Here is a 22,835-nt window from a genome sequence, read left to right on the forward strand (position 1 = left end):
TAAATACAACAATCATGCAACAATCCCCTTTTAATATTATGGTTTTTCCTCATTAGGCACAGGCTGCGTGGGCACTGGTCATCCTGGCCCAGGTTACCTATCATAGAGGTTTAACCCTTGCGCAAGAGTCACCCGTGCACGAAATATTCAATATGCTGCTGGCGGTATTTGACCGGGCAGCACTGATGCTGTTCTGTCTGTTTTTCCTGATTCGTATCCGCCTGTTCCGCGAACTGTTGCACAAATCAGCCCACTCCCCAAAAGAGCTGCTCGCCGTTACCGCGATTTTCTCAATGTTTGCCCTGTTCAGTACCTGGTCCGGCGTACCGGTTGAAGGCTCACTGGTTAACGTGCGTATTATCGCGGTCATGTCAGGGGGGATTCTGTTTGGTCCGTGGGTCGGTATCATTACAGGCCTCATCGCGGGTACCCACCGCTATCTGATCGACATCGGCGGCGTCACCGCCCTGCCCTGTTTTATCACCAGTATTCTGGCAGGCTGTATTGCCGGGTGGATCAACCGTAAGATCCCTAAAGCGCAGCACTGGCGAGCTGGCATTTTAGGCGGAATGCTGTGCGAATCCCTGACGATGATCCTCGTCGTCGTCTGGGCCCCCTCTACCGCACTGGGACTGGATATTGTCTCAAAAATCGGTATCCCAATGATCCTGGGCAGCGTCTGCATTGGCTTTATCGTCATGCTAGTGCAAAGCGTGGAGGGCGAGAAAGAGGCCAGCGCCGCAAAGCAGGCCAAGCTGGCGCTGGATATTGCCAACAAAACCTTGCCGCTTTTTCGGCAGGTTAACAGCGAGTCGCTCCGCCAGGTATGCGAAATTATTCGCCATGACATCCATGCGGACGCCGTCGCAATTACCAATACCCAGCACGTTCTGGCCTACGTTGGCGTGGGGGAACTTAACTACCGTGATAACGATGATTTCGTCAGTCCTACCACTCAGCAGGCGATCAATTACGGAAAAATCATCATTAAAAACAATGATGAAGCGCATCGCACACCGGAAATACATTCCATGCTGGTGATCCCGCTGTGGGAGAAAGGCGTTGTCACCGGTACGCTAAAAATCTACTACTGTCACGCCCACCAGATAACCTCCTCGCTGCAGGAAATGGCTATTGGCCTGTCGCAAATTATCTCGACTCAGCTTGAAGTTTCCCGGGCGGAACAGCTACGTGAAATGGCAAATAAGGCAGAGCTACGCGCACTACAAAGTAAAATAAATCCTCATTTCCTGTTTAACGCCCTGAACGCAATTTCGTCGTCGGTGCGACTTAACCCGGACACCGCACGCCAGCTCATTTTTAATTTGTCGCGTTATCTTCGCTACAATATCGAATTAAAAGACGATGAGCAGATCGACATCAAAAAAGAGCTGTATCAAATCAAGGATTACATCGCCATCGAACAAGCGCGTTTTGGCGACAAACTAACGGTTATTTATGATATCGATGAAGAGGTAAGCTGTTATATTCCCAGCCTGCTGATTCAGCCGCTGGTAGAAAACGCTATCGTCCATGGGATTCAGCCCTGCAAAGGGAAAGGTGTGGTCACCATCAGCGTGGCGGAGTGTGGTAACCGGGTACGGATAGCCGTGCGGGATACGGGCCACGGTATCGATCCAAAAGTGATTGAACGGGTCGAATCCAATGAAATGCCGGGCAATAAAATTGGTCTGTTGAATGTGCACCATCGCGTTAAGCTGCTCTACGGTGAGGGATTACATATCCGCCGTCTGGAGCCAGGCACTGAGATTGCCTTTTATGTACCGAATCAGCATTCGCCCGCAGCCGCACCGGCCACATTGTTGCTTTAACCAGGAGTGAAGTCGTGAAAGTCATCATTGTTGAAGATGAATTCCTGGCCCAACAGGAACTGAGCTGGCTGATAAAAGAGCACAGCCAGATGGAGATTGTCGGCACGTTTGACGATGGTCTGGACGTGCTGAAATATCTCCAGCACAACCGCGTTGACGCCATTTTTCTGGATATTAATATTCCCTCGCTGGACGGCGTATTACTGGCACAAAATATCAGCCAGTTCGCGCATAAACCCTTTATTGTGTTTATTACCGCGTGGAAAGAGCACGCCGTTGAAGCCTTCGAACTGGAAGCTTTTGACTACATTCTGAAGCCGTACCAGGAATCACGCATTGTCAGCATGCTGCAAAAGCTGGAAGCCGCCTGGCAACAGCAGCAAACGGGAACTTCGCCCGCCAGTCCGGTGGCCCGCGAAAACGATACGATCAACCTGATCAAAGATGAGCGGATCATCGTGACCCCGATCAACGACATCTACTACGCAGAAGCCCATGAAAAGATGACGTTTGTCTACACCCGGCGCGAATCGTACGTGATGCCGATGAACATCACCGAATTTTGCAGCAAACTGCCGGCTTCGCATTTCTTCCGCTGCCACCGCTCGTTCTGCGTGAATCTGAATAAAATCCGCGAGATCGAACCCTGGTTTAACAATACCTATATTTTGCGCTTAAAAGATGTAATGGCTCAATAGTAATGTCCGCCTGTGGCTCAATTCAGATGTCCGCGCTATGGTAAGCTTCACTGGTCCGTTTAAACTACCGGGAGGCATATCATGAGCGCAGAAAGCTCAGGAGTGTTTACTTTGAAAGAGATCAACCGGATCAAGATTATACAGGACGTCATTGAACGTCGCATCACAACGCGCCGTGCGGCCGAGCACCTCGGTATCAGCGACAGGCAATGCCGCAGACTTCTTGCCCGTTACCGTGAAGGCGGACCGCTTGGTATGGCCAGCAGACGATGTGGCATGCGTGGTAACCGCCAGTTGCCACCCGGGCTCGCAGATCAGGCTCTGGAACTGATCAAGACGCGTTATGCTGATTTCGGTCCGACTCTGGCGCGTGAAAAGCTCGAAGAACTCCACGGACTGTTTCTTGGCAAAGAAACTGTCCGGCGCATCATGGTGCGGGCTGGCTTATGGGTTCCCCGTAAACAACGTGCCGCAAGGATCCCTCAACCACGGTACCGGCGTCCGTGTACTGGTGAGCTGATACAAATAGATGGCTGTGATCACGACTGGTTTGAAGGCCGTGGCCCGGCCTGCACCGCGCTGGTCTATGTTGATGATGCAACCAGCAAACTGATGGAACTGTTGTTTGTTAAATCGGAGTCCACGTTTTCTTACTTCGAAGCCACGCGGCGCTATATCGATAAGCATGGTAAACCGCTGGCACTGTACAGCGATAAAGCCGGTGTTTTTCGTGTTAACAATAAACACGCCACAGGCGGAGACGGGCATACTCAGTTTGGGCGAGCCATGCATGAACTGAACATCCAGACTATCTGTGCAGAAACCAGTCCCGCCAAAGGGCGTGTAGAACGAGCTCACCTCACTTTACAGGATCGTCTGGTCAAAGAGCTGCGGTTACAGGGCATTTGTTCAATGGAGGCTGCAAATGACTTCGCTGAGGCCTATATGGCTGACTATAACCGCCGTTTTGGCAAAGTACCGCGACATGATTTTGACGTACACCGTGCTGTAGAACATGATGAGGACCTGGGGCTTATTTTCACTGTTCGTGAAAAACGTAAAGTCTCAAAATCGTTGACGATACAATATGATAAAATGTTGTACCTGATTGAAGACAGCGAACTGAGTCGCCGTGCAATAGGTAAATATATCGATGTGTATCACTATCCTGATGGCAGAAAAGAGCTGCGCCTGAACGGTACGCTACTTCCCTACTCTACCTACGACCGACTGTCAGAAATCGACCAGGGCGCGATTGTCGATAACAAGCGTCTTGGCCGAACCCTGGAGTTTATCAGTCTGGTGCAGAGCAAGCGGGATAACACGCGCTCTCAGTCAATTCCCGCTGGAGATGGCCCTTCCCGACGACGGCCAAAGCAGGAAGGGAAGAAATCCCAGCGCTCACTGGATAATGATGACATGCTCGAAGCACTCAAACAGCTTCAGTCACGTTCAGAGGACATTTTTGGTAAAAGAGCCCGCTGATGGTACTCACTGGCCGGACAGTGGTTGCTCACCAGTTGATATTGTCCGGCCAGACCCATGATGTATTATTCATTTCGTTCAGCATCTTTATGTCCTGCTTTTCACGGGCATACTTACCCCATAATGAATGAAAAGAACGAACAATACTGATTAACTGCTTTTTTCTTTGCTCCGGAGATAGGCTGATAAAATAGCAGCACCTGCTGTCAATATTATCCTCAATGAAATTAAAATCAGAGTCTGATGCATATTTTACTGTTAGCATAATATCATTCGACGTTGTTCTCTCAGACTCTGTTAATGCTGATTCTATCAGGTATTCAAAGGCATACATGACAGACAGCTGGTTTTTGTCTGTCTGAATATAACCCATTGAGTTTCTGAGTATTGAGGACTGTACCAGGACCAGAGGCCATAAAAGCTCAACACCATAAAGCTTATATGTATCATGTTGATCATACTGATGTTGCTCAACACGACGATTACCTTCCCGTGCTTTACGAATATCATAGGCAAGGGATAACATAAATCCGTCTTTAACTTTAATCAGTGGGCTTTCATCCACGATGTAATGAATGAGTTCATGTAATTCATTCAGGGCTTCTGAATCTCCCCACAGTATAAAACCTGCATTGTTCGGCGTTAACTCGTATCGAAGCATGGGCTCAATCATCCTGTTGTTTCAGTCGGAGGAAAGTCTATCAGTAAAGAGAATGAGAGATCAAAGTGGTCATTTTAATTGAGCTGGATAACGGACATTTCAATTGAGCCTTGACAAAAGATCTGGAATTTGAAATCCCGGTTAGTCGGAGTAAAGTGAAAGAGTTCAGACAGTTAATGCACTTATAGCGCAGAGAAAGAGCGATGAAAGAGCCAGGCCTTCCCGCAGACCAACAGTTTTTCGCCGATCTGTTCAGTGGCCTGGTGTTAAACCCACAGCGTCTGGGGCACGTGTGGTTCGCAACCCAGCCCACCACGTTACCGACCGGCAGTTTATGTATTGATCTTCCGCGCCTTGATATCGTGCTACGTGGGGAATACAGCAACCAACTGCAAAAACAGCAGCATAACCTGGCAGAAGGCGACATGCTGTTTATCCCGGCGAAAGCGGCCAATCTGCCCGGCGGCGACAAACCCGTGATGCTGCTGAGCCTGGTTTTTTCTCCGGCATGGCTGGGACTCTCTTTTTACGATAATCGAACCGCATCGCTGCTTCGTCCGGTACGCCGTATTGAGTTACCCCATCCACAGCGCGGCGAAGGCGAGGCGATGCTCACCGCATTAACGCATTTAAGCCGCTCTCCTCAGGCCCAGGATATCATTCAGCCGTTGGTGCTTAGTCTGCTGCATCTGTGTCGTAGCGTGGTGAATACCCGCCCAGACACTGAGCGCCCACGCGCTGAATTTCTCTATCATAGTATGTGTAATTGGATACAAGATAACTATGCCCAGCCGCTGACTCGCGAAAGCGTGGCGCAGTTTTTTAATATCACACCCAATCACCTGTCAAAAGTGTTTGCCCAGCACGGCACTATGGGGTTCGTCGAGTATCTGCGGTGGGTAAGAATGGCGAAGGCGCGCATTATCTTGCAGAAATACCATCTGTCGATTAGCGAAGTCGCACAGCGGTGTGGATACCATGACAGTGATTATTTCTGCCGCCTGTTCCGGCGTCAGTTTGGCCTGACGCCGGGAGAGTACGGCGCGCGTTTTCAGTCAGCGCGTTGATTATGTCAACACCTGCCAGGGCCGCCGCATCTTTGCTTTATGGTGAGTCGTTACAGCCGATGCCTGTGTGTTTAGCCCAATTGACCATTCCCTGGAAATCAACAATCACCACGGATTCATCGCCAACCACCCAGGCATCATGGCCTGGAGGAATGCGCGACAGCTCACCGGGCTTACAATCAAATTCGCTGCCATCATCCATTTTTACCCGCAGCACACCGGAAACGTGGTACTGAAAATGAGGGGCTTCGCAACTCTTCGTTCCAGCGATAGGTTGAACTGACGTAGACCACCGCCAGCCTGGTTCCAGGACCGCACGGCCGACGATTGCACCTCCCACATCGAGAAGCTCCAGTCGCCCGTGAGGGAACTCACGAACTTCGTCTGGAAGACCAAATGACTTCACTTCTGCTTTGTCCATTGCGCACCTCCTTAGGTTGATTACGCGCATGGCCGCTCTTAAATTATATCAGCAGCGGTCATTTATTGTACGATTCGTAATCTCAGCCAGGATCGTTGTAAAATAACGGCCTTTAGCTAAACCCTGCAGGCTTACTCAATAAAGTGAATATACGATGAAGAACAGACGTGCACTCTCCCTGATGTGTTTTCAGATGCTGGAATCAGGTGCGGATCGTCGGACCGTGAAAAGAGCCCTGACCTCCCGCCGTGTTAAAGGTCGCCAGGCGGTAGTTCTGCTCTGCAAGCAAGAGATGACTCTGTTGAGGGCCGGGAAACTACCGTTCTCTGATTGATAATTTCCCTTTCTGACCCGCTTATCCACTCTTGCTGTCAAACTTAAAACGTCAGTTCTGCCTCCAGCAGCGCAAGAATGCTCTCAGCATTTTCAGCGGCAAACAACGACTGGCGGAACTGCTTGTTCACCAGCTTGCGCGCCAGCTGCGAGAAGACCTTCACGTGGTTTATGCCTTCATCAGCACCCAGCGTCAGCATGATCACCAGTTCCACATCACCCATATCAGACTGCCAGTCAACGGGCTGCAGAAGCCGGGCAATGCTGATGCTGGAATGGCGGATCCACTGGGATTTCGTGTGCGGAATAGCCACACCGAAGCCGACGGCGGTGGTGACGATCTCTTCGCGCTGCCAGACATCCTCTTCCAGTTCAAACGGATGTTCAGTCCGTCCATTAACGCCAAGATTGCCGCACAGGAACTGGATCACCTGCTCTTTGTTACTCAGAGATTCGCCGACAAAGATGTTCTCCAGCGCCAGCAGCGGACGCACATCTTTCTGCGGTGCAAACTGGTTTAGCAGATCTTCTATCTCCTGAGCGCTACGGCATTCGCAGGCCTGCATGGCGAGCTCACGACATGCCCGACCGTCCAGTTGACGAAGCTGGCTTTTTACCGCCGGAATACGTGGGCTGCTCATGCTCAGCTCGTCCAGCCCGAGGCCCAGAAGCAGCGGTAAATAACGTCCTTCACCGCCCAGTTCGCCGCAAATACCCACCCATTTACCGCGTTCGTGCGCCACGCGAACAATCTGCTGCAACATGCGCAGGAACGACGGCGTAATCGGGTTGTACAGCGGCGAAACGCGCGGGTTATTGCGATCAACGGCGTACAAATACTGGGTCATGTCATTTGAGCCAATACTGAAGAAATCCACCTCATCACAGAAATGGTCGATGATGTAACACACCGAAGGGACTTCAACCATAATCCCCAATGAGATTGTCGGAGCATGACGTAAGCCGTCCGCTTTCAGCGCCACCAACGCTTTTTGCAGTTCGCTTTTTACCCATAAAATCTGGTCGAGGCTGTGCACCATCGGGATCATCAGTTGCGCATTGCCGAAGGTCGCCGCCCGTAAAATCGCGCGCAACTGAGTGCGAAAAAGCCCGGCAAACTCCGGATAAATCCGCACCGCGCGATAGCCCAGGAACGGATTCTCTTCCTGCGGAATATTAAGATAGCGGATGTTCTTATCGCCGCCGATATCCATGGTGCGAAAGATAACCGGCTTGTCGCCCGCGGCCAGTAAGACCTGCTGGTAGGCTTCAAACTGTTCCTGCTCATCAGGTGCGCTGTCGCGGTCCATAAACAGCATTTCAGTACGAAACAGCCCAATCCCTTCCGCACCATTGGCAAACGCTCCCGGCGCTTCCAGCGCGGTACCGATATTCGCTGCAACATCAATACGCTGATTATCTTTGGTCAACGCAGGCTGGGCGGCATCAAGCGCCTGCCGCCGCTGGCATTCATCGGCCAGCTTCTGCGCAATCGCGTAATAGCCGCGAACGGCATCGTCTGGATTGATGGCTAATACCCCACATCGGGCATCCAGTACCGCATGCTGCCCGGAATACCGGTTAATGGCCGCCAGCGGCAAGCCGCTAAGTACCGGAATAGCTGACGCACGGGCAAGGATCAGAGTATGCGAAGTGCGCCCCGTTTTCTCCAGGAGCATGCCAGACAGATGCTGCAAATCGAGGCTTAAAAACTGGCTGGGCGTCAGATCCTCAGCAACCAGAATCGTTGGTTTAGTCAGCACCAGCGTATTGCGCGGTCGTCTTTCAGGCCAGGTGATGTGCAGCAACTGTTCGCTGATATCACGGATATCACTAACGCGTTCGCGCAGGTAATCACTACCGGAGGCCGACAGCTTGTCGCACACCAGCTCCATATTGGCAATGATTGCCGCCCCTAGCCCCAGATGTTGCTCCAGCATTAAGCGGCGAATATTCCCGGCAAACTCGTCATCCTGAATCAGAGACAGATGCGCGCTAAGGATGGTTTTACTCTCGCCGTCGCGCTCGCGCAGCTGCTGATTGAGCTGTTCGGCAAGCGTCGCCAGACTATGCTCCAGCCGGGTATTGTCTTCCGCACTCGCCGCAATCTCACGATAACTTTCCAGGTTATCACTCTGCCAAAGCGTGAGCGTACCTGCTCCCACGCCCCCTGCCAGCACGCTGCCGTACAGCAGGTCCGGGTTGAGGCGAATCAGCGAACGCGGCAACGGGTGCGCCGCCAGTTCCGCCGGGGTCGGCTGAACGCTATCGCTGTCAATAAACCGGTGCTGCAGGTACTCCTCCAGCGCTCGCCGGGCCTGTTCTTCATCGCGACCAGTAATGGTCAGGCTGCAACTGTCGTTAAACAGCGTTCCGGTACCTATCAGCGCCAGCGAGCTTTTCGCATCCGCCCGCGCATTCTGGCGATGATTAATAAATACCACCTCACTTTGCCACTGGCTGCACTGTTCTTTCAGCTCCCACGCCGGACGCGCATGCAGACCATTGGGTAACGGGCAAAGAAATTGAATCGTTAGCATAACAACTCCTGATTAGCGCGAAATCAGCACCTGAAATCCGTCAGATGAGCCACGGTTTCGCACGTAAGATGTGAAATAAGAGCCGACAACAGCTGCTGCGTCTGGATGATGTCCCGGCAGTCGGCAATCGACGCCGCGCAATGTCCATACCGTGTGGCAGGTCCCATGACAACCGTTGGGATCCCTGTGCCGCGTACGTGCACCGCCCCGCCGTCGGTGCCGCCGTTACTGAACATATCGAGCTGCAGGGAAATACCCGCGTCAGCGGCCACGCTTTCAACCCACACCGTCAGCTTTGGCGGTGCAATCAGCGATTTATCGCTCAGCACCAGCATCGGACCTTTGCCGAGCTGCCGATGGTTGGCCACACTGTAATCAAAGTTTTTGGCCCAGCAGGCGGTATCCAGCACAAATGCCACATCCGGTGCGACAACGCGTGCAGCCGTTTGTCCTCCGCGCAGTCCCACTTCTTCACTGGAACTGGCCACCAGCCAGACCTCGCAAGGAGGGATGGCGTTATGCCATTCACGCAGTAGCGCCACCAGCAAATAACATCCAAGACGGTCATCAAAGGCTTTGCCCATGATTCGCTGGTGCGGCAAGACCTGAAAGGTTGTGTCGAATGTGACGCGATCGCCGGGGCGTACGCCGGCCTGGAGTACCTCATCATAAGATCGCGCGCCAATATCTACCCGCAGCGTATTGACCTCATTACCGCAGCGCTCTCCGTCGAGCAGACCGGGAATTTTGCTCTCTTCACGGGTGGTGATCCGCACCGGCTGCAGTTGTCGGGCCGCCATACGCACATTTCCCACCGGCAATACATCGATCGCCCCTTCGCTGGAAATACTACGCACGATAAATCCCACTTCATCCATATGCGCGCAGATCATCGCCTTCGGACCGGTTGATTCATTGAGACGGATCAGCACCGATCCCAGACCATCAAAGCGCACCTCTTTATTAAGACGATCCGCCTCCTCAAGCAGGATCTGCCGCACTTCCTGTTCTGACGAGGCGATCGCGTCCGCCTCGCTCAGCGCCTTTAGTAACGATAAATCCATTACGCCTCTCCCGTGTGTAGCAATGTTTTCGCCATGGTATAGAGCACCTCTCCGCCGTCAGGCGTAACCAGCACAACATCTTCAATACGCCCCCCCCCCTGCCCCGGCAGATAAATACCCGGCTCAACGGTGAGCAGCATGCCAGCGACCAGAGGTGTTGTGTCAGCGGGGGAAAAATGTGGATTTTCATGCACTTCAATGCCGATAGCATGTCCGGTGTTGTGACCAAATGCATCGCCATAGCCCGCCTGGGTAATGACCCGCCTGGCTGCGGCGTCTACCTCATTGCATCGCGCACCTGGTCGAATTGCCGCCACCGCGGCACGCTGCGCCGCAAGGACAATCTGGTACACGGCAAACAGCGCGTTTTCTTCCGCTGGCTGGTTCGCATCGGGGATGCGAAAGGTTCGCGTCATATCCGAGCAATAACCCTGATACAGCGCGCCAAAATCCAGCGTGATGAACTCACCCGCCTCAACACGTTTGTCGCTGGCTTTGCCGTGTGGCAGCGCGCCGCGCCAGCCGCTGGCGACAATGGTGTCAAAAGAAGCTTTATCTGCGCCGAGCGTGCGCATAAACCACTCCAGTTCAGCGGCAATTTCGCGCTCACTGAGACCGGGTTGAATAAAGCGTCGTATATGTTCCGCGCTGAGGTCAGCTATCCGGCAGGCTTCGCGGATACAGGCTATTTCCTGCGCCGTTTTCACCTGCCGGAGCACATCCGGTACGGCGCTCACCAGTCGGGCGCGCAGTTTGTCCGACCACGCGTTCGCCGTTTCCCAGCTTACTTGCTCACCTTCGAATCCCACCGTCTGCAGCTTTTCGTGCGCAATAATGTGATTCACCTGCGAAAACAGCGTCTGCGCTCCATCGAGCCGATGGATCTGATAGCCCTGAGTACGCGTGGCAATATCGGTGTAGTAACGGGCATCAACCAGGATATGCGCACTTTCATGGCTGATAAACACAAACCCTGAACTGCTGGAGATCCCCATATGCGGCTGTTTGTTCTGCCGTGATGACAACAGCATCGCGTCGAGTTGTTGCGCCGTTAACCAGTCGCGAAGTGAAGCAAGTAAGCTCATAGTTACAATCCTTTTAATCAGAGGCTTTCAATCAGCAACTTGCCTTTGCGATACATCAGATGGCGAAGGAACACCACCATCAGCGCCGTAATCACCGCACCTAACAGGATCCCCGCCATATAGACGCCGAGGTTAGTCACCAGCGGCCACGCCCAGATAGCGGATTCCGGGAACCACTGCACGGCCCCCAGCCAGACGGCAGCCGTCGACCCAACAATGGCGCCAACCATATAAGAAGGAATTGCGGTGATGGGGCTTTCCAGTGCAAACGGGATCGCCCCTTCGCTGATTCCCATAAATGCGAGGAACATTGCCGTTTTCCCCTGCGGGTAAAGCTGTGCGCTGAACAGGCGTTTGCCGGTTAAGCGACGGTCAATAAGCGTGGCCAGTCCGAGGCCAATCGGCGGAATGACAATCGCAATAGAGCGCGCGGTGACCGGCAGAACGTGATCGGTAGTAAAGCTGAAGGCGACAAAACCTGCGGCTTTATTAATCGGGCCGCCGAGGTCAATCGCCGTTGCCGCGGAAATCCCCATCGCGTACATCAGCGTGCCTTTCTCGCCAGCCGCCGTCAGCAAAGTACGGATCCCGCCGTTAATCCAGCCGCCAAACGGCGTTATCACGTAATACATCGCCAGCATGACGAAAATGGCGGAGAGAATGGGCAGTAAAAAGGTGGTTTTGAATGCCAGCAGGAAATCAGGCAGCTGGATTTTTTGGTTCATCCACTTCACCAGATACCCGGCGACAATCGAGATAATCAGCGCACCAATAAAGGTTGACGGAACCGGAGCACTGGTTACCCATTGCAGCGTTGATGGGTCAAAATTCAGTATCTGTGTCGGCTGAGTAGACATCAGCCCGCCGATGAACCCCGCCGGAAACGCCAGCTTGCCGCCTATGGAGTTGGCAACGAACGCGGCAAACATCGGAATAGCAAAACCAAACAGCACGCCGCCAAAAGATTGCGACAGCCAGGCAAACTTCAGTAATGAGAGATTAAAACCGGTAAATTTTCCGCTGTTCAGCGCATCCATGATGCCAGTGTCAGCAGGAATATCGAGCCAGCTATAGGCGATCAGTTGCGAGAAGGCGAGAATTACCCCGCCCATAATTAACGTCGGCACCATGCGTGAAATACCCGACATCACATGTTGCGGAAGTTCGCCCCAGAAGCTATTGCGGGAGGCCGGTGGATTTTTTATTGCCGCTGCCGCACCAGATGCGCCAGGCACAACGGTTGCACTGCGTTTTTTAATGGCCATACGTAATTCCCTGTCGATGATTATTGTTGTTCAGCGGCAACCATCTCTTCGATCTCTTTAATGATGCCGGCAGCATTTTTTATCGCGTCCTGTAGCGTAATTTCGTAGACATCACGCGACTCAAAACGCTCGTTATCTTCCGGAGTTACGGCAACTGAATGGATGATTAACGTCGCCTCAGCAATATCCTGCGCCGTCAGGCGATTTTGTATTCCGTCAGCGCCTTGGGTTTCGATTTTCACTTCATAACCGGCTTCAACCGCGGCTTCTTCCAGCGCCTGAGCCGCCATAAAGGTGTGGGCCAGCCCCATTGGGCACGCGCAGACGGCAATTAATTTTTTGCTCATAATTATTTCCTCGTAATAGTTAACGAGTGAAATTATGGTCCGAGGAAAGTAACAACCGTTATCAGACAAATAATGCTTTTACTGGACAAATAATCCAGCAATCAGGAAGTGTGACGAAGGTCGGAAAGGTGGGCGGCAGGCATAAAAAAACCGCGTGATTTACGCGGTTTTGCAGATTTCTGATTGAAGAATTAAAGAATATGGCCCAGCGTCTGACGCAAATGCGCACCTGCGCCAAGTAGTCCAGGATTATCGTGCACAATCAGGTACACCGGAATATCCTGCACGTAGGCTTTAAAACGGCCTTTATCTTCAAAACCACCGCGGAAGCCTGAAGCCTTAAAGAAGTCGAGGAAGCGCGGTACGATACCACCGGCGATGTACACACCGCCAAACGTCCCAAGGGTTAACGCCAGATCGCCACCAAAACGCCCCATAATGACGCAGAACAGCGACAGCGCCCGACGACAGTCAATGCAGGAATCTTCCAGCGCCCGTGCGGTGATATCCTTCGGCTGCAGATTTTCCGGCAACCGCCCGTCTGATTTGACGATGGCGCGATACAGATTCACCAGCCCCGGACCAGACAGCACACGTTCTGCGGAAACATGGCCAATTTCGGCGCGCAGGACTTCAAGGATAATTCCTTCTTCTTCGCTGTTAGGCGCAAAATCTACATGACCGCCTTCACCGGGCAGGCTTACCCAGCGTTTGTCCACATGCACCAGATGCGCCACACCGAGCCCGGTTCCTGCGCCATAGACGGCTATCGGTTTACCTTCAATAGGTTCCGCGCCACCAAACTGGATCAAATGCTCTTTTTTCAGCATCGGGATCGCCATCGACACGGCGGTGAAATCATTGATGATTTCCAGATGGCTAAAGCCCAGATTTTTTTTCATCTCAGCAATAGAGAATGCCCAGGTATGGTTGGTCATTGCCACCCAGTCGCCAGTAATCGGACAGGCAATGGCAATGCAGCCATCTTCGACGCTGACGCTATGCTCATCCAGGTACACGCGCACCACGGCTTCCAGACTGGGGTAATCAAGCCCGGAATAGGTTTTTGCCTGCGAAATCTCGCCGCTGGCAATATCGCACAGAGCAAGACGCGCGTTGGTGCCGCCAACATCCCCTACTAAAGCATATTTTGTCATTCTTCCACTGCTCCGCTAAAGTCAGATTAAATCTTTGCCACACTGTAAATTCATGGGGACATAACAACAACGGTCTGAAGGCTGATGCCCGTGGAAAATCGATCCAGATCACACAATTACTTTATCGTTTCAGCACCATTTGCAGCGATGCCGTCAGGCATGCTGTGCAAACTATGGCTATGACTCTGTTTTAAGGAATAGAAAATGCTCCATCCGCGAGCCAGAACGATGCTCTTGCTATCAACCCCAGCGCTAATCATTGGCATAGCGTCCAGCCTGGTGTTGATCGTTGTGATGAAAGTGGCTTCCGTTTTACAGCAGTTTTTGTGGGAACGTCTGCCTGTTAGCATCGGTATAGCCCAAGACTCTCCGGTCTGGATTATCGGTATGCTGACGCTCACGGGGATCATGGTCGGGTTAGTTATCCGTTACAGCCATGGTCACGCAGGTCCGGATCCGGCCTGTGAACCGTTAATTGGTATGCCGGTGCCAACGTCAGCACTACCGGGCCTGCTGGCAGCGCTAATCCTTGGCCTCGCGGGTGGCGTCAGTCTGGGTCCGGAACACCCCATCATGACCGTAAATATCGCTCTGGCAGTGGCACTTGGTAGCCGCATGTTTCCCCGCATTGCGAAACTGGACTGGACCATTCTCGCCTCTGCCGGCACCATCGGCGCGCTATTTGGCACCCCCGTTGCCGCTGCGCTGATATTTTCGCAAACGCTGAATAGCTCAAACGATGTGCCCTTGTGGGATCGCCTGTTCGCGCCGTTAATGGCCGCGGCCGCGGGTTCGCTAACCACCAGCCTGTTTTTTCACCCCCATTTTTCACTGCCCATCGCGCACTACACGCAGATGCACTTGATCGATATCCTCAGCGGCGCGGTTGTTGCCGCAATCGCTATTGCTGCCGGAATGGTAGCCGTCTGGTGTCTGCCACGTTTGCACCATTTAATGCATCGATTAAAACACCCGGTACTGATCCTCGGGGCAGGCGGTTTTATCCTTGGAATTTTGGGTGTTATCGGCGGGCCGCTTACCTTGTTTAAGGGACTGGACGAAATGCAGCAGATGGCGTTTAGCCAAACGCTGGGGACATCGGATTATTTCATGCTCGCCGTAATTAAGCTGGCGGCGTTAGTAGTTGCGGCAGCGAGTGGTTTTCGCGGAGGGCGAATCTTCCCGGCGGTATTCGTTGGTGTCGCCTTGGGTCTGATGCTGCACGCCCATGTTGAAGCGGTGCCGGCTGCCATCACGGTTTCTTGCTCTATCCTCGGGCTGGTGCTGGTCGTCACCCGCGACGCCTGGCTGAGTCTGTTTATGGCAGCAGTGGTGGTACCAGATACCACCCTGCTGCCGCTGCTGTGCATCGTTATGCTGCCCGCCTGGCTGCTGCTGGCAGGCAAGCCGTTGATGGTCGCTGAACGCTCTGATAAATAGCTATCCGCCGTTGCGAGATTCCAGCGCACGGGTCACCGTGCGCAATAATTCAGGAAGATCGGCTTTCGGTAGCACCACCTCAATTAACGACAATCGTTGCGGATGGGACAGCCTGGCCAAAACTTCCTCCAGTTGTACCGCCTGCGTCACCCGCCAGCATTCCGCCTGACATTCACGACTAAACGCCTGCGGCACCAACGTCCAGCTCCAGGCGGCGATATCGTTATAGCGCTGATTTGCCCCGTGTATAGCCCGCTCCACGGTATAGCCGTCATTGTTGAGGAGTAAAATAACGGGTGATTGCCCGTCTCTGAGCATGGAGCCCAGCTCCTGAATGGTGAGCTGCGCCGCGCCATCGCCAATAATCAGGATCACCCGACGGTCCGGACAGGCCGTTTGCGCGCCGAATGCCGCCGGTAGCGCGTAGCCAATCGATCCCCACAACGGTTGAACCAGTACTTCCGCCCCGCAAGGTAATGAGAGCGCAGCCGCGCCAAAGGCGGCGGTTCCCTGATCGACGAGGATAATATCATTAGGCGCCAGATACTGCTGCACCGTATGCCAGAAGTTTTCCTGCGTCAGAGGCCCCTTCTCAACCTGAATGCGCGCAACTGGCGGACGTTCTGGCGGCAGTGAAAACGACATTTCCAGACACAGCTCCCGCAATGTGGTGACCGCCTGCTCCATCGGGATGTTAAACCAGCTGGTTCCAATCCGTGAGGCATGTGGCTGAACCTCAATGGTGCGCTCCTGCGGTAGCTGTTGCGTAAACCCGGCGGTCAGGGTGTCGACAAATTGTGTGCCGACACAAAATATCGTGTCGGCATCTTCGATAGCCAGACGAACATAATCGCTACTGGCTCCGGCACTGTATGTGCCAACAAACGCCGGATGACGTTCATCGAACAGCCCTTTGCCCATCAACAACGTGGCGTGGGCCATCGGCGTTTCCGCCATCCAGCGCTGTAAAACCGGCTGCAGACCAAAACGTAGCGCGAGAAAGTCCGCGAGCAGCGCGACGCGCGGGCTGTCCAGCAATCGTTCACGGGCATGGTAGCGAAACGCTTCTGCCACACTGCTCTCCGGCTCGCTCAGAGGAACAATCAGGATGTCATTCGGTGGTGTGGCGGGCTGTTTTGCCACATCAGCAGGTAACATCAGATAGCCCGGCCTGCGTTCGATGAGCATTGCTCGCAACACGCGGTCAATTTCATAACAGGCGTTTTGTTCATCCAGTACCGCGCTCGCCGTCGTCACCGCCTGCTGCATACGGTAAAAATGTTGAAAGTCACCATCGCCCAGCGTGTGATGCATCAACTCCCCACGACGCTGTGCACCGCGACAGGGCGCGCCAACAATATGCAAAACAGGAACATATTCCGCATAACTTCCTGCAATACCGTTAATCGCACTTAACTCGCCCACACCAAACGTGGTGAGCAGCGCCCCTACCCCGGAGACCCGTGCATAGCCATCTGCCGCATAAGCCGCATTCAACTCGTTCGCACACCCGACCCAACATACGTTGGGATGTTCAATCACGTGGTCAAGAAACTGCAAATTATAATCGCCAGGCACACCAAAGAGATGGCCGACGCCACAGCCTGCCAGCCTGTCCAGCAGATAATCAGCAACGGAATACGGGGTTTGCATGACAGCTATCCTTCTGACGGTAACCTCATGTTGAGTATCGAAGAACTGTGATGACTGTCCAGGAAAGTCGCTGTGAAGGGGTGGAAAGCAGGATTTACAGTTTTGGCGGTAAAAATTCATTGAAGAATAGACGGTGTAACCGTATACACTGAAAGACACACGCATTGTGGAAGGGGGTGACATGGTTTATCACGCAGATGAAAATCGTTATCAGACAATGGAGTACCGCCGCTGCGGTCAGAGCGGCCTTAAACTGCCGATTGTCTCGCTGGGTTTGTGGCACAATTTTGGCGATACCACACAGATCGAAAACAGTCGGGCATTATTACAGCGCGCATTCGATCTGGGGATCAACCATTTTGATCTGGCAAATAACTATGGTCCACCGCCGGGTTCGGCAGAACGGAATTTTGGTCGGATCCTGCAGGAAGATTTTTTACCGTGGCGAGATGAGCTTATTATCTCCACTAAAGCGGGCTACACCATGTGGGAAGGTCCCTACGGTGACTGGGGTTCACGCAAATATCTGATTGCCAGTCTCGATCAAAGCCTGAAGCGCCTGGGACTGGAGTATGTCGATATTTTCTACCACCATCGCCCCGACCCTGAAACACCGCTCAAAGAAACCATGCGCGCACTGGATCACATCGTCCGTCAGGGCAAAGCCCTGTACGTCGGGTTGTCTAACTATCCGGCAGATCTTGCCAGGCAGGCGATTGAAATACTCGACGATTTAGGTACGCCATGCCTTATTCACCAGCCCAAATATTCCATGTTTGAACGTTGGGTCGAAGGCGGTCTGCTGTCGTTGTTACAGGAAAAAGGCGTCGGCAGTATCGCCTTTTCACCGCTGGCAGGCGGGCAGTTAACCGACCGCTACCTGAACGGCATTCCTGCGGATTCTCGTGCGGCAAGCGGCAGCCGTTTCCTGAACCCGGATCACATTACGCCAGAGAAACTGGAGAAGGTGCGGGCGCTGAATGCGCTGGCAGAACGACGCGGGCAAAAGCTTTCCCAGATGGCGCTGGCATGGGTGTTACGGGATGACAAAGTCACGTCAGTGCTGATTGGCGCGAGTAAAACGGCGCAGATTGAAGACGCTGTCGGCATGCTGGCAAACCGTCACTTTACGTCTGAAGAGTGCGCGGAGATTGATGCTATCCTGAGTTGATTGAAATAAAGACACATTTATTAACAAAAAGTGCTCTCACTTACGATTTAAGAGTTAAGGCGATGAAACGGGGCTTTACTGCCCGTAATATTACGTTAACAGGCCGGCTACGGCTCGATCGTGAAGGAGAGAAAACATGTTCAGGTCACTGATTCTGGCGGCAGTCTTATTGGCTTTTACACCGCTGGCCGCGAACGCTGGCGAAATCACCCTGCTGCCATCAATAAAATTGCAAATTGGCGATCGCGATAACTACGGTAACTACTGGGATGGCGGTCGCTGGCGCGACCGGGATTACTGGCACAATAACTATGAGTGGCGTAAAAATCGCTGGTGGCGTCATGACAATGGCTATCATCGGGGCTGGGATAAACGCAAAGCTTATGAGCGCGGCTACCGTGAAGGCTGGAATGACCGTGACGACCACCGCGGTCGCGGGCGTGGTCACGGACACCACCATTAATGTAACAAAAGGGCCTGTGGGCCCTTTTGTTTTTACAAACCGAGTGCAGTTCCTACCAACAGCCAGATATTGAGCGTCACCACCAGCACAACAATCACCCAGCCTACCTGTTTTACCCATCGGGTATTCACCAAATCGCCCATCAGTTGACTGTTGCTGGTGAAGATCAACAGCGGCACCAGCGCCAGTGCAATACCAAAACTGAGCAACACCTGGCTCATCACCAGAATACGCGTTGGATCTAATCCCATCAGAATCACAATAAAGGATGGCATCATGGTGACCGTACGGCGAACCCAAAGCGGAATGTGAAAACGGATAAACCCTTGCATCACCACCTGCCCCGCCAGCGTACCGACCACGGTAGAGGAAAGTCCCGCAGCCACCAGGCTTAAACCGAACACTGTCGCCGCAGCGTGACTCATCAGCGGTTCAAGGGTCAGATACGCTTGATCGAGATCGGCAATACCGGTATGCCCGCTAAAATGAAATGCAGCGGCAGCCGTCGCCATCATCGCCAGATTGACAAATCCGGCAATCGTCATGGCGATAGCCACATCCCATTTCGTGGCCGCATAGCGCTGTTGACGTGTTCCGCCGTGCAGATGCTGGGTTAAGGAAGAGTGCAGATAAATGACATGCGGCATGATAGTCGCGCCGAGCACGCCAGCGGCGAGGAACACCGCTTCGGAATTAGGTAGGCTCGGGATAACCATCCCCTTGCTAAGTTGCGCGAAGTTCGGCTGGGAAAAGATCAATTCCACAATGTAAGCCGCAGCCACAAACAGCAGCAAGCCGCCAATCACTTTTTCCAGCGGTTTTTGCCCGCGGCGCTGCAGCATCAGAATAAGGAAAGTGGCGATCCCGGTCAGTACAGCCCCTTGCAGCAGCGAAACGCCAAGAATCAATTTGAAGCCAATCGCCGCACCGATAAACTCGGCAAGGTCTGTCGCCATGGCGATAATTTCGGCCTGCACCCAGTAAAACCACACCACCGGACGCGGATAATGATCGCGAATTTGTTCCGCCAGATTTTTACCCGTGGCAATGCCAAGCTTTGCCGATAGCACCTGGATCAGCATCGCCATCAGGTTTGCCCAGACCACCACCCACAACAGTTTATAGCCAAAGCTGGCCCCTGCCTGGATGTTGGTGGCGAAGTTGCCCGGATCGATATAGCCGATCGCCGCGATGAACGCAGGTCCCATTAATGCGAGCTTCAACTTGCGCGCTGCCCGTCCACTGCTACTCTCAACGCGATCGTTAGTCATTTTAGTGCCTCAGAAACATAGCCTTTGCTATGTTTCAAGCTACGCCTATTGAGAATGATTATCAACTTCATTTTGATGGGTGAAGTTGATTTCTCTGATAGTGTTTGTCTATGGATCGATAAGGATTCTGGGAAAAACGGTAAGATGTTTAATTATTGTTATAGATTAGCACAATGACATAACTTTTCACTTCGATACAAAGCATAACGGAAGTGTATCACCGATCACTAATTTTGAATCTCGTCACAGGTCCTTATTATAGTGTGTGTTTGATCTCGTTTTCTTTATGGTTGTTACATAGAATGTGCACGAAAACTAAACCTGCCTCATATTTGGAGCAAATATGGACCGCGTCCTTCATTTTGTATTGGCATTGGCCGTTGTTGCGATCCTTGCGCTGCTGGTAAGCAGTGACCGTAAAAAGATTCGCATTCGTTATGTTATTCAACTGCTTGTTATTGAAGTGTTACTGGCGTGGTTCTTCCTGAACTCCAACGTCGGCCTGGGCTTCGTAAAAGGCTTCTCCGAAATGTTCGAAAAACTGCTCGGTTTTGCCAACGAGGGGACGAACTTCGTCTTCGGCAGCATGAATGATCAAGGCCTGGCATTTTTCTTCCTGAAAGTGCTGTGCCCTATCGTCTTTATCTCCGCCCTGATCGGTATCCTTCAGCATATCCGTGTGCTGCCGGTTATTATCCGCGCAATTGGTTACCTGCTTTCCAAAGTGAACGGTATGGGCAAGCTGGAATCCTTCAACGCCGTCAGCTCTCTGATCCTGGGTCAGTCCGAGAACTTTATCGCCTATAAAGATATTCTCGGCAAAATGTCTCGCAACCGTATGTACACCATGGCTGCAACGGCGATGTCTACCGTTTCCATGTCTATCGTCGGCGCGTACATGACCATGCTGGAGCCGAAGTACGTTGTTGCGGCGCTGGTACTGAACATGTTCAGCACCTTTATCGTGCTGTCGCTGATCAACCCTTACCGCGTTGATGCCAGCGAAGAAAATATCCAGATGTCTAACCTGCATGAAGGTCAGAGCTTCTTCGAAATGCTGGGTGAATACATCCTGGCAGGTTTCAAAGTGGCAATTATCGTTGCGGCGATGCTGATTGGTTTCATCGCGCTGATTGCTGCCCTGAACGCACTGTTTGCCACCGTGACCGGCTGGTTTGGCTACAGCATCTCCTTCCAGGGCATCCTGGGTTACATCTTCTATCCGGTTGCATGGGTAATGGGTGTTCCGTCCAGCGAAGCGCTGCAGGTGGGCAGTATCATGGCGACAAAACTTGTTTCCAACGAATTCGTTGCGATGATGGACCTGCAGAAAATCGCCTCTACGCTCTCCCCGCGCGCTGAAGGCATCATCTCTGTGTTCCTGGTCTCCTTCGCTAACTTCTCTTCTATCGGTATTATCGCCGGTGCGATTAAAGGCCTGAACGAAGAGCAAGGTAACGTAGTTTCCCGCTTTGGTCTGAAGCTGGTGTATGGCTCTACGCTGGTGAGCGTACTGTCTGCATCTATCGCAGCACTAGTGCTGTAAGCGTAAGACAACGTCGTAGTGATAAGGCCGGGGAATTTCCCCGGCTTTTTTTATGCCTGCTATTCAGCAGAGCAGAGAGATACCGGTAAGAATCGACAGGATGCAGAAACAAAAAACCCCCGCTTTTCAGCGAGGGTTTAAATTTTGGTGGAGCTAAGCGGGATCGAACCGCTGACCTCTTGCATGCCATGCAAGCGCTCTCCCAGCTGAGCTATAGCCCCACGATGCTTTTACGTATATACCAAATTCGTTGGGATAAAATTTGGTGGAGCTAAGCGGGATCGAACCGCTGACCTCTTGCATGCCATGCAAGCGCTCTCCCAGCTGAGCTATAGCCCCATTACGTAAAGCTTGTCGAGTTGACGGGCGGCATCATATGAATTCCCTTCGCGTGTGTCAACGGCAAAATTAACTCATAGAATTCAATCGCTGAAAAAGCAGTCAAATGAAGAACATTGCGTAACAACTCGCATTCAGTAGTTAAACGCGTCACGGTTTCTACTAAAATGGTGCTATAAAATGAGCCACTAATTAACCCCACGACTATTCAGGGAATCGTTATGTTCAAGGAACGGATGACGCCAGAAGAACTTGCTAATCTGACCGGATACAGCCGACAGACCATCAATAAATGGGTGCGCAAGGAGGGTTGGGCTACATCACCAAAACCAGGCGTACAGGGCGGTAAAGCGCGTCTGGTTCACGTCACCGAACAAGTTCGTGAATACATTCGCAGCGCTGAGCGTTCAGCCGAAGGTTTATCAGATAATTTATCGTTATCAGGCGATACCTCTATCGAAGCTCTACTGATTAGGCTCGCCAAAGAGATGACTCCGTCAGAACAGAAAATGTTTACGTCACTGATCCTGCGTGAAGGCATTACGGGTTTATTACAACGCTTAGGGATCCGCGACAACAAATAATATGAAAAAATTACGCAGCAAAATGACGACCGAAGAACTGGCGGACTGTCTCGGAGTTGCCAAACAAACCGTCAATCGTTGGATCAGAGAACAAAACTGGACCACCGAAAAGTTTCCCGGCGTTAAAGGGGGTCGTGCAAGGCTGATTCATATCGACTCCAGCGTCCACACGTTTCTGCTCAATATTCCGGCTTTTCGCAAAGTACCTGAAATTTATCAGGCAGAGGAACCGTTGGCAGAATACAACCACGTGGTGCGTAGCCACGCCTGTCGCCAGATAATTAGCGCACTGGACAACATGTCCCCAACTGAACAAGAAAAGCTGGCAATGTATATTTCTCGCGAAGGTATTCGCACTTTCCTTACCCGTCTGGGTATTGATGAGTCTGAATAACAGGCAAAAAAAACGGCAG

The 22,835-nt window shown here is 52.5% G+C and carries 22 protein-coding genes, 2 tRNA genes and 1 pseudogene; 12 read left to right on the plus strand and 13 right to left on the minus strand.

Annotation, left to right across the window (positions count from 1 at the left end):
• The first annotated feature begins 134 nt into the window (after positions 1 to 134).
• The 3 genes from C2U41_RS14640 (at position 135) to C2U41_RS14650 (ending at position 4,015) form a co-directional block, all read left to right on the plus strand.
• A complete protein-coding gene (locus C2U41_RS14640; protein ID WP_003028239.1) occupies positions 135 to 1,832 on the plus strand; it encodes a sensor histidine kinase in 1,698 nt (565 codons plus the stop codon).
• A gap of 14 nt (positions 1,833 to 1,846) precedes the next feature.
• Positions 1,847 to 2,530 (plus strand): two-component system response regulator YpdB, encoded by a 684-nt coding sequence (gene ypdB / locus C2U41_RS14645; protein ID WP_103849239.1) that lies wholly within the window; start codon positions 1,847 to 1,849, stop codon positions 2,528 to 2,530.
• An 81-nt stretch (positions 2,531 to 2,611) separates the two neighbouring features.
• Positions 2,612 to 4,015 carry an ISNCY-like element ISKpn21 family transposase gene (locus tag C2U41_RS14650; RefSeq protein WP_001567368.1) on the plus strand — a complete coding sequence of 468 codons (1,404 nt, stop codon included), beginning with the start codon at positions 2,612 to 2,614 and terminating at the stop codon, positions 4,013 to 4,015.
• A 28-nt stretch (positions 4,016 to 4,043) separates the two neighbouring features.
• On the opposite strand, the gene C2U41_RS14655 is transcribed toward C2U41_RS14650, so the two are convergent.
• On the minus strand, positions 4,044 to 4,676 hold the full coding sequence (locus C2U41_RS14655) for a DUF6904 family protein (protein WP_001567369.1): 633 nt from the start codon (positions 4,674 to 4,676) through the stop codon (positions 4,044 to 4,046).
• 116 nt (positions 4,677 to 4,792) lie between these two features.
• Between C2U41_RS14655 and C2U41_RS30160 the strand changes: the two are divergent.
• Positions 4,793 to 4,864 (plus strand): annotated as a pseudogene (locus C2U41_RS30160) (hypothetical protein); the annotation flags it as partial.
• A gap of 15 nt (positions 4,865 to 4,879) precedes the next feature.
• Positions 4,880 to 5,743 carry an AraC family transcriptional regulator gene (locus C2U41_RS14665; protein ID WP_003839254.1) on the plus strand — a complete coding sequence of 288 codons (864 nt, stop codon included), beginning with the start codon at positions 4,880 to 4,882 and terminating at the stop codon, positions 5,741 to 5,743.
• A 37-nt stretch (positions 5,744 to 5,780) separates the two neighbouring features.
• Here C2U41_RS14665 and C2U41_RS14670 read toward each other — a convergent pair whose 3' ends face one another.
• A complete protein-coding gene (locus C2U41_RS14670; RefSeq protein ID WP_032936527.1) occupies positions 5,781 to 6,164 on the minus strand; it encodes a cupin domain-containing protein in 384 nt (127 codons plus the stop codon).
• 154 nt (positions 6,165 to 6,318) lie between these two features.
• Here C2U41_RS14670 and C2U41_RS14675 point away from each other — a divergent pair, with 154 nt between their 5' ends.
• The gene (locus C2U41_RS14675; protein WP_071524306.1) at positions 6,319 to 6,498 is read left to right on the plus strand and encodes a hypothetical protein; all 180 of its coding nucleotides are present in this window, start codon (positions 6,319 to 6,321) and stop codon (positions 6,496 to 6,498) included.
• Between the two features lie 43 nt (positions 6,499 to 6,541).
• Here C2U41_RS14675 and ptsP read toward each other — a convergent pair whose 3' ends face one another.
• From ptsP to glk, 6 genes are all read right to left on the minus strand, one after another.
• Positions 6,542 to 9,037 carry a phosphoenolpyruvate--protein phosphotransferase gene (gene ptsP / locus C2U41_RS14680; protein ID WP_048217293.1) on the minus strand — a complete coding sequence of 832 codons (2,496 nt, stop codon included), beginning with the start codon at positions 9,035 to 9,037 and terminating at the stop codon, positions 6,542 to 6,544.
• Between the two features lie 23 nt (positions 9,038 to 9,060).
• Entirely contained in the window at positions 9,061 to 10,101 is a 1,041-nt protein-coding gene (ypdE, locus tag C2U41_RS14685) for an aminopeptidase (RefSeq protein ID WP_103849037.1), read from the minus strand.
• Positions 10,101 to 11,186 (minus strand): aminopeptidase, encoded by a 1,086-nt coding sequence (gene ypdF / locus C2U41_RS14690; RefSeq protein WP_103849036.1) that lies wholly within the window; start codon positions 11,184 to 11,186, stop codon positions 10,101 to 10,103. The genes ypdE and ypdF overlap by 1 nt, the downstream gene beginning before the upstream one ends.
• A gap of 17 nt (positions 11,187 to 11,203) precedes the next feature.
• Positions 11,204 to 12,451: a PTS fructose transporter subunit IIC gene (locus tag C2U41_RS14695; RefSeq protein WP_003028252.1), complete on the minus strand. Its 1,248-nt coding sequence runs from the start codon at positions 12,449 to 12,451 to the stop codon at positions 11,204 to 11,206.
• A 20-nt stretch (positions 12,452 to 12,471) separates the two neighbouring features.
• Positions 12,472 to 12,798 carry a PTS fructose transporter subunit IIB gene (locus C2U41_RS14700; RefSeq protein WP_003028254.1) on the minus strand — a complete coding sequence of 109 codons (327 nt, stop codon included), beginning with the start codon at positions 12,796 to 12,798 and terminating at the stop codon, positions 12,472 to 12,474.
• A gap of 191 nt (positions 12,799 to 12,989) precedes the next feature.
• Positions 12,990 to 13,955 (minus strand): glucokinase, encoded by a 966-nt coding sequence (gene glk, locus C2U41_RS14705; protein WP_046670120.1) that lies wholly within the window; start codon positions 13,953 to 13,955, stop codon positions 12,990 to 12,992.
• Positions 13,956 to 14,159: 204 nt separating this feature from the next.
• On the opposite strand from glk, the gene C2U41_RS14710 reads away from it, so the two are divergent.
• Entirely contained in the window at positions 14,160 to 15,395 is a 1,236-nt protein-coding gene (locus C2U41_RS14710) for an ion channel protein (protein ID WP_103849035.1), read from the plus strand.
• Here C2U41_RS14710 and C2U41_RS14715 read toward each other — a convergent pair whose 3' ends face one another.
• Complete coding sequence (locus C2U41_RS14715; protein ID WP_103849034.1) at positions 15,396 to 17,048, minus strand: alpha-keto acid decarboxylase family protein; 1,653 nt, start codon at positions 17,046 to 17,048, stop codon at positions 15,396 to 15,398. It lies immediately after the preceding gene.
• Between the two features lie 181 nt (positions 17,049 to 17,229).
• Here C2U41_RS14715 and mgrA point away from each other — a divergent pair, with 181 nt between their 5' ends.
• The gene (gene mgrA, locus C2U41_RS14720; RefSeq protein ID WP_103849033.1) at positions 17,230 to 18,219 is read left to right on the plus strand and encodes an L-glyceraldehyde 3-phosphate reductase; all 990 of its coding nucleotides are present in this window, start codon (positions 17,230 to 17,232) and stop codon (positions 18,217 to 18,219) included.
• A 136-nt stretch (positions 18,220 to 18,355) separates the two neighbouring features.
• On the plus strand, positions 18,356 to 18,682 hold the full coding sequence (gene ypeC, locus C2U41_RS14725) for a DUF2502 domain-containing protein YpeC (RefSeq protein ID WP_003028268.1): 327 nt from the start codon (positions 18,356 to 18,358) through the stop codon (positions 18,680 to 18,682).
• Between the two features lie 32 nt (positions 18,683 to 18,714).
• Here the strand turns inward: ypeC and C2U41_RS14730 are convergent, their stop codons facing one another.
• Together C2U41_RS14730 and C2U41_RS30165 are read right to left on the minus strand one after the other, a co-directional pair.
• Positions 18,715 to 19,953: an Nramp family divalent metal transporter gene (locus C2U41_RS14730; protein WP_103849032.1), complete on the minus strand. Its 1,239-nt coding sequence runs from the start codon at positions 19,951 to 19,953 to the stop codon at positions 18,715 to 18,717.
• Positions 19,950 to 20,024, minus strand: coding sequence for a hypothetical protein (locus C2U41_RS30165; protein ID WP_418222155.1), 75 nt, complete (start codon positions 20,022 to 20,024; stop codon positions 19,950 to 19,952). The genes C2U41_RS14730 and C2U41_RS30165 overlap by 4 nt, the downstream gene beginning before the upstream one ends.
• A gap of 272 nt (positions 20,025 to 20,296) precedes the next feature.
• Between C2U41_RS30165 and nupC the strand changes: the two genes are divergently transcribed.
• A complete protein-coding gene (gene nupC / locus C2U41_RS14735) occupies positions 20,297 to 21,499 on the plus strand; it encodes a nucleoside permease NupC (protein WP_003028275.1) in 1,203 nt (400 codons plus the stop codon).
• A 145-nt stretch (positions 21,500 to 21,644) separates the two neighbouring features.
• Here the strand turns inward: nupC and C2U41_RS14740 are convergent.
• Positions 21,645 to 21,720, minus strand: a tRNA-Ala gene (locus C2U41_RS14740).
• Positions 21,721 to 21,762: 42 nt separating this feature from the next.
• Positions 21,763 to 21,838: transfer RNA gene (locus C2U41_RS14745), tRNA-Ala, on the minus strand.
• 221 nt (positions 21,839 to 22,059) lie between these two features.
• On the opposite strand from C2U41_RS14745, the gene C2U41_RS14755 reads away from it, so the two are divergent.
• Positions 22,060 to 22,422, plus strand: a complete 363-nt coding sequence (locus C2U41_RS14755) for a YfeC-like transcriptional regulator (protein ID WP_003028277.1) — start codon at positions 22,060 to 22,062, stop codon at positions 22,420 to 22,422.
• Between the two features lies 1 nt (position 22,423).
• Positions 22,424 to 22,816, plus strand: a complete 393-nt coding sequence (locus tag C2U41_RS14760; RefSeq protein ID WP_088903207.1) for a MerR family transcriptional regulator — start codon at positions 22,424 to 22,426, stop codon at positions 22,814 to 22,816.
• The last annotated feature ends 19 nt before the right edge of the window (positions 22,817 to 22,835 follow it).

Origin of the sequence: Citrobacter freundii complex sp. CFNIH4, assembly GCF_002934505.1 — a bacterium.
In the GTDB taxonomy this organism is placed as follows: Bacteria; Pseudomonadota; Gammaproteobacteria; order Enterobacterales; family Enterobacteriaceae; genus Citrobacter; species Citrobacter freundii.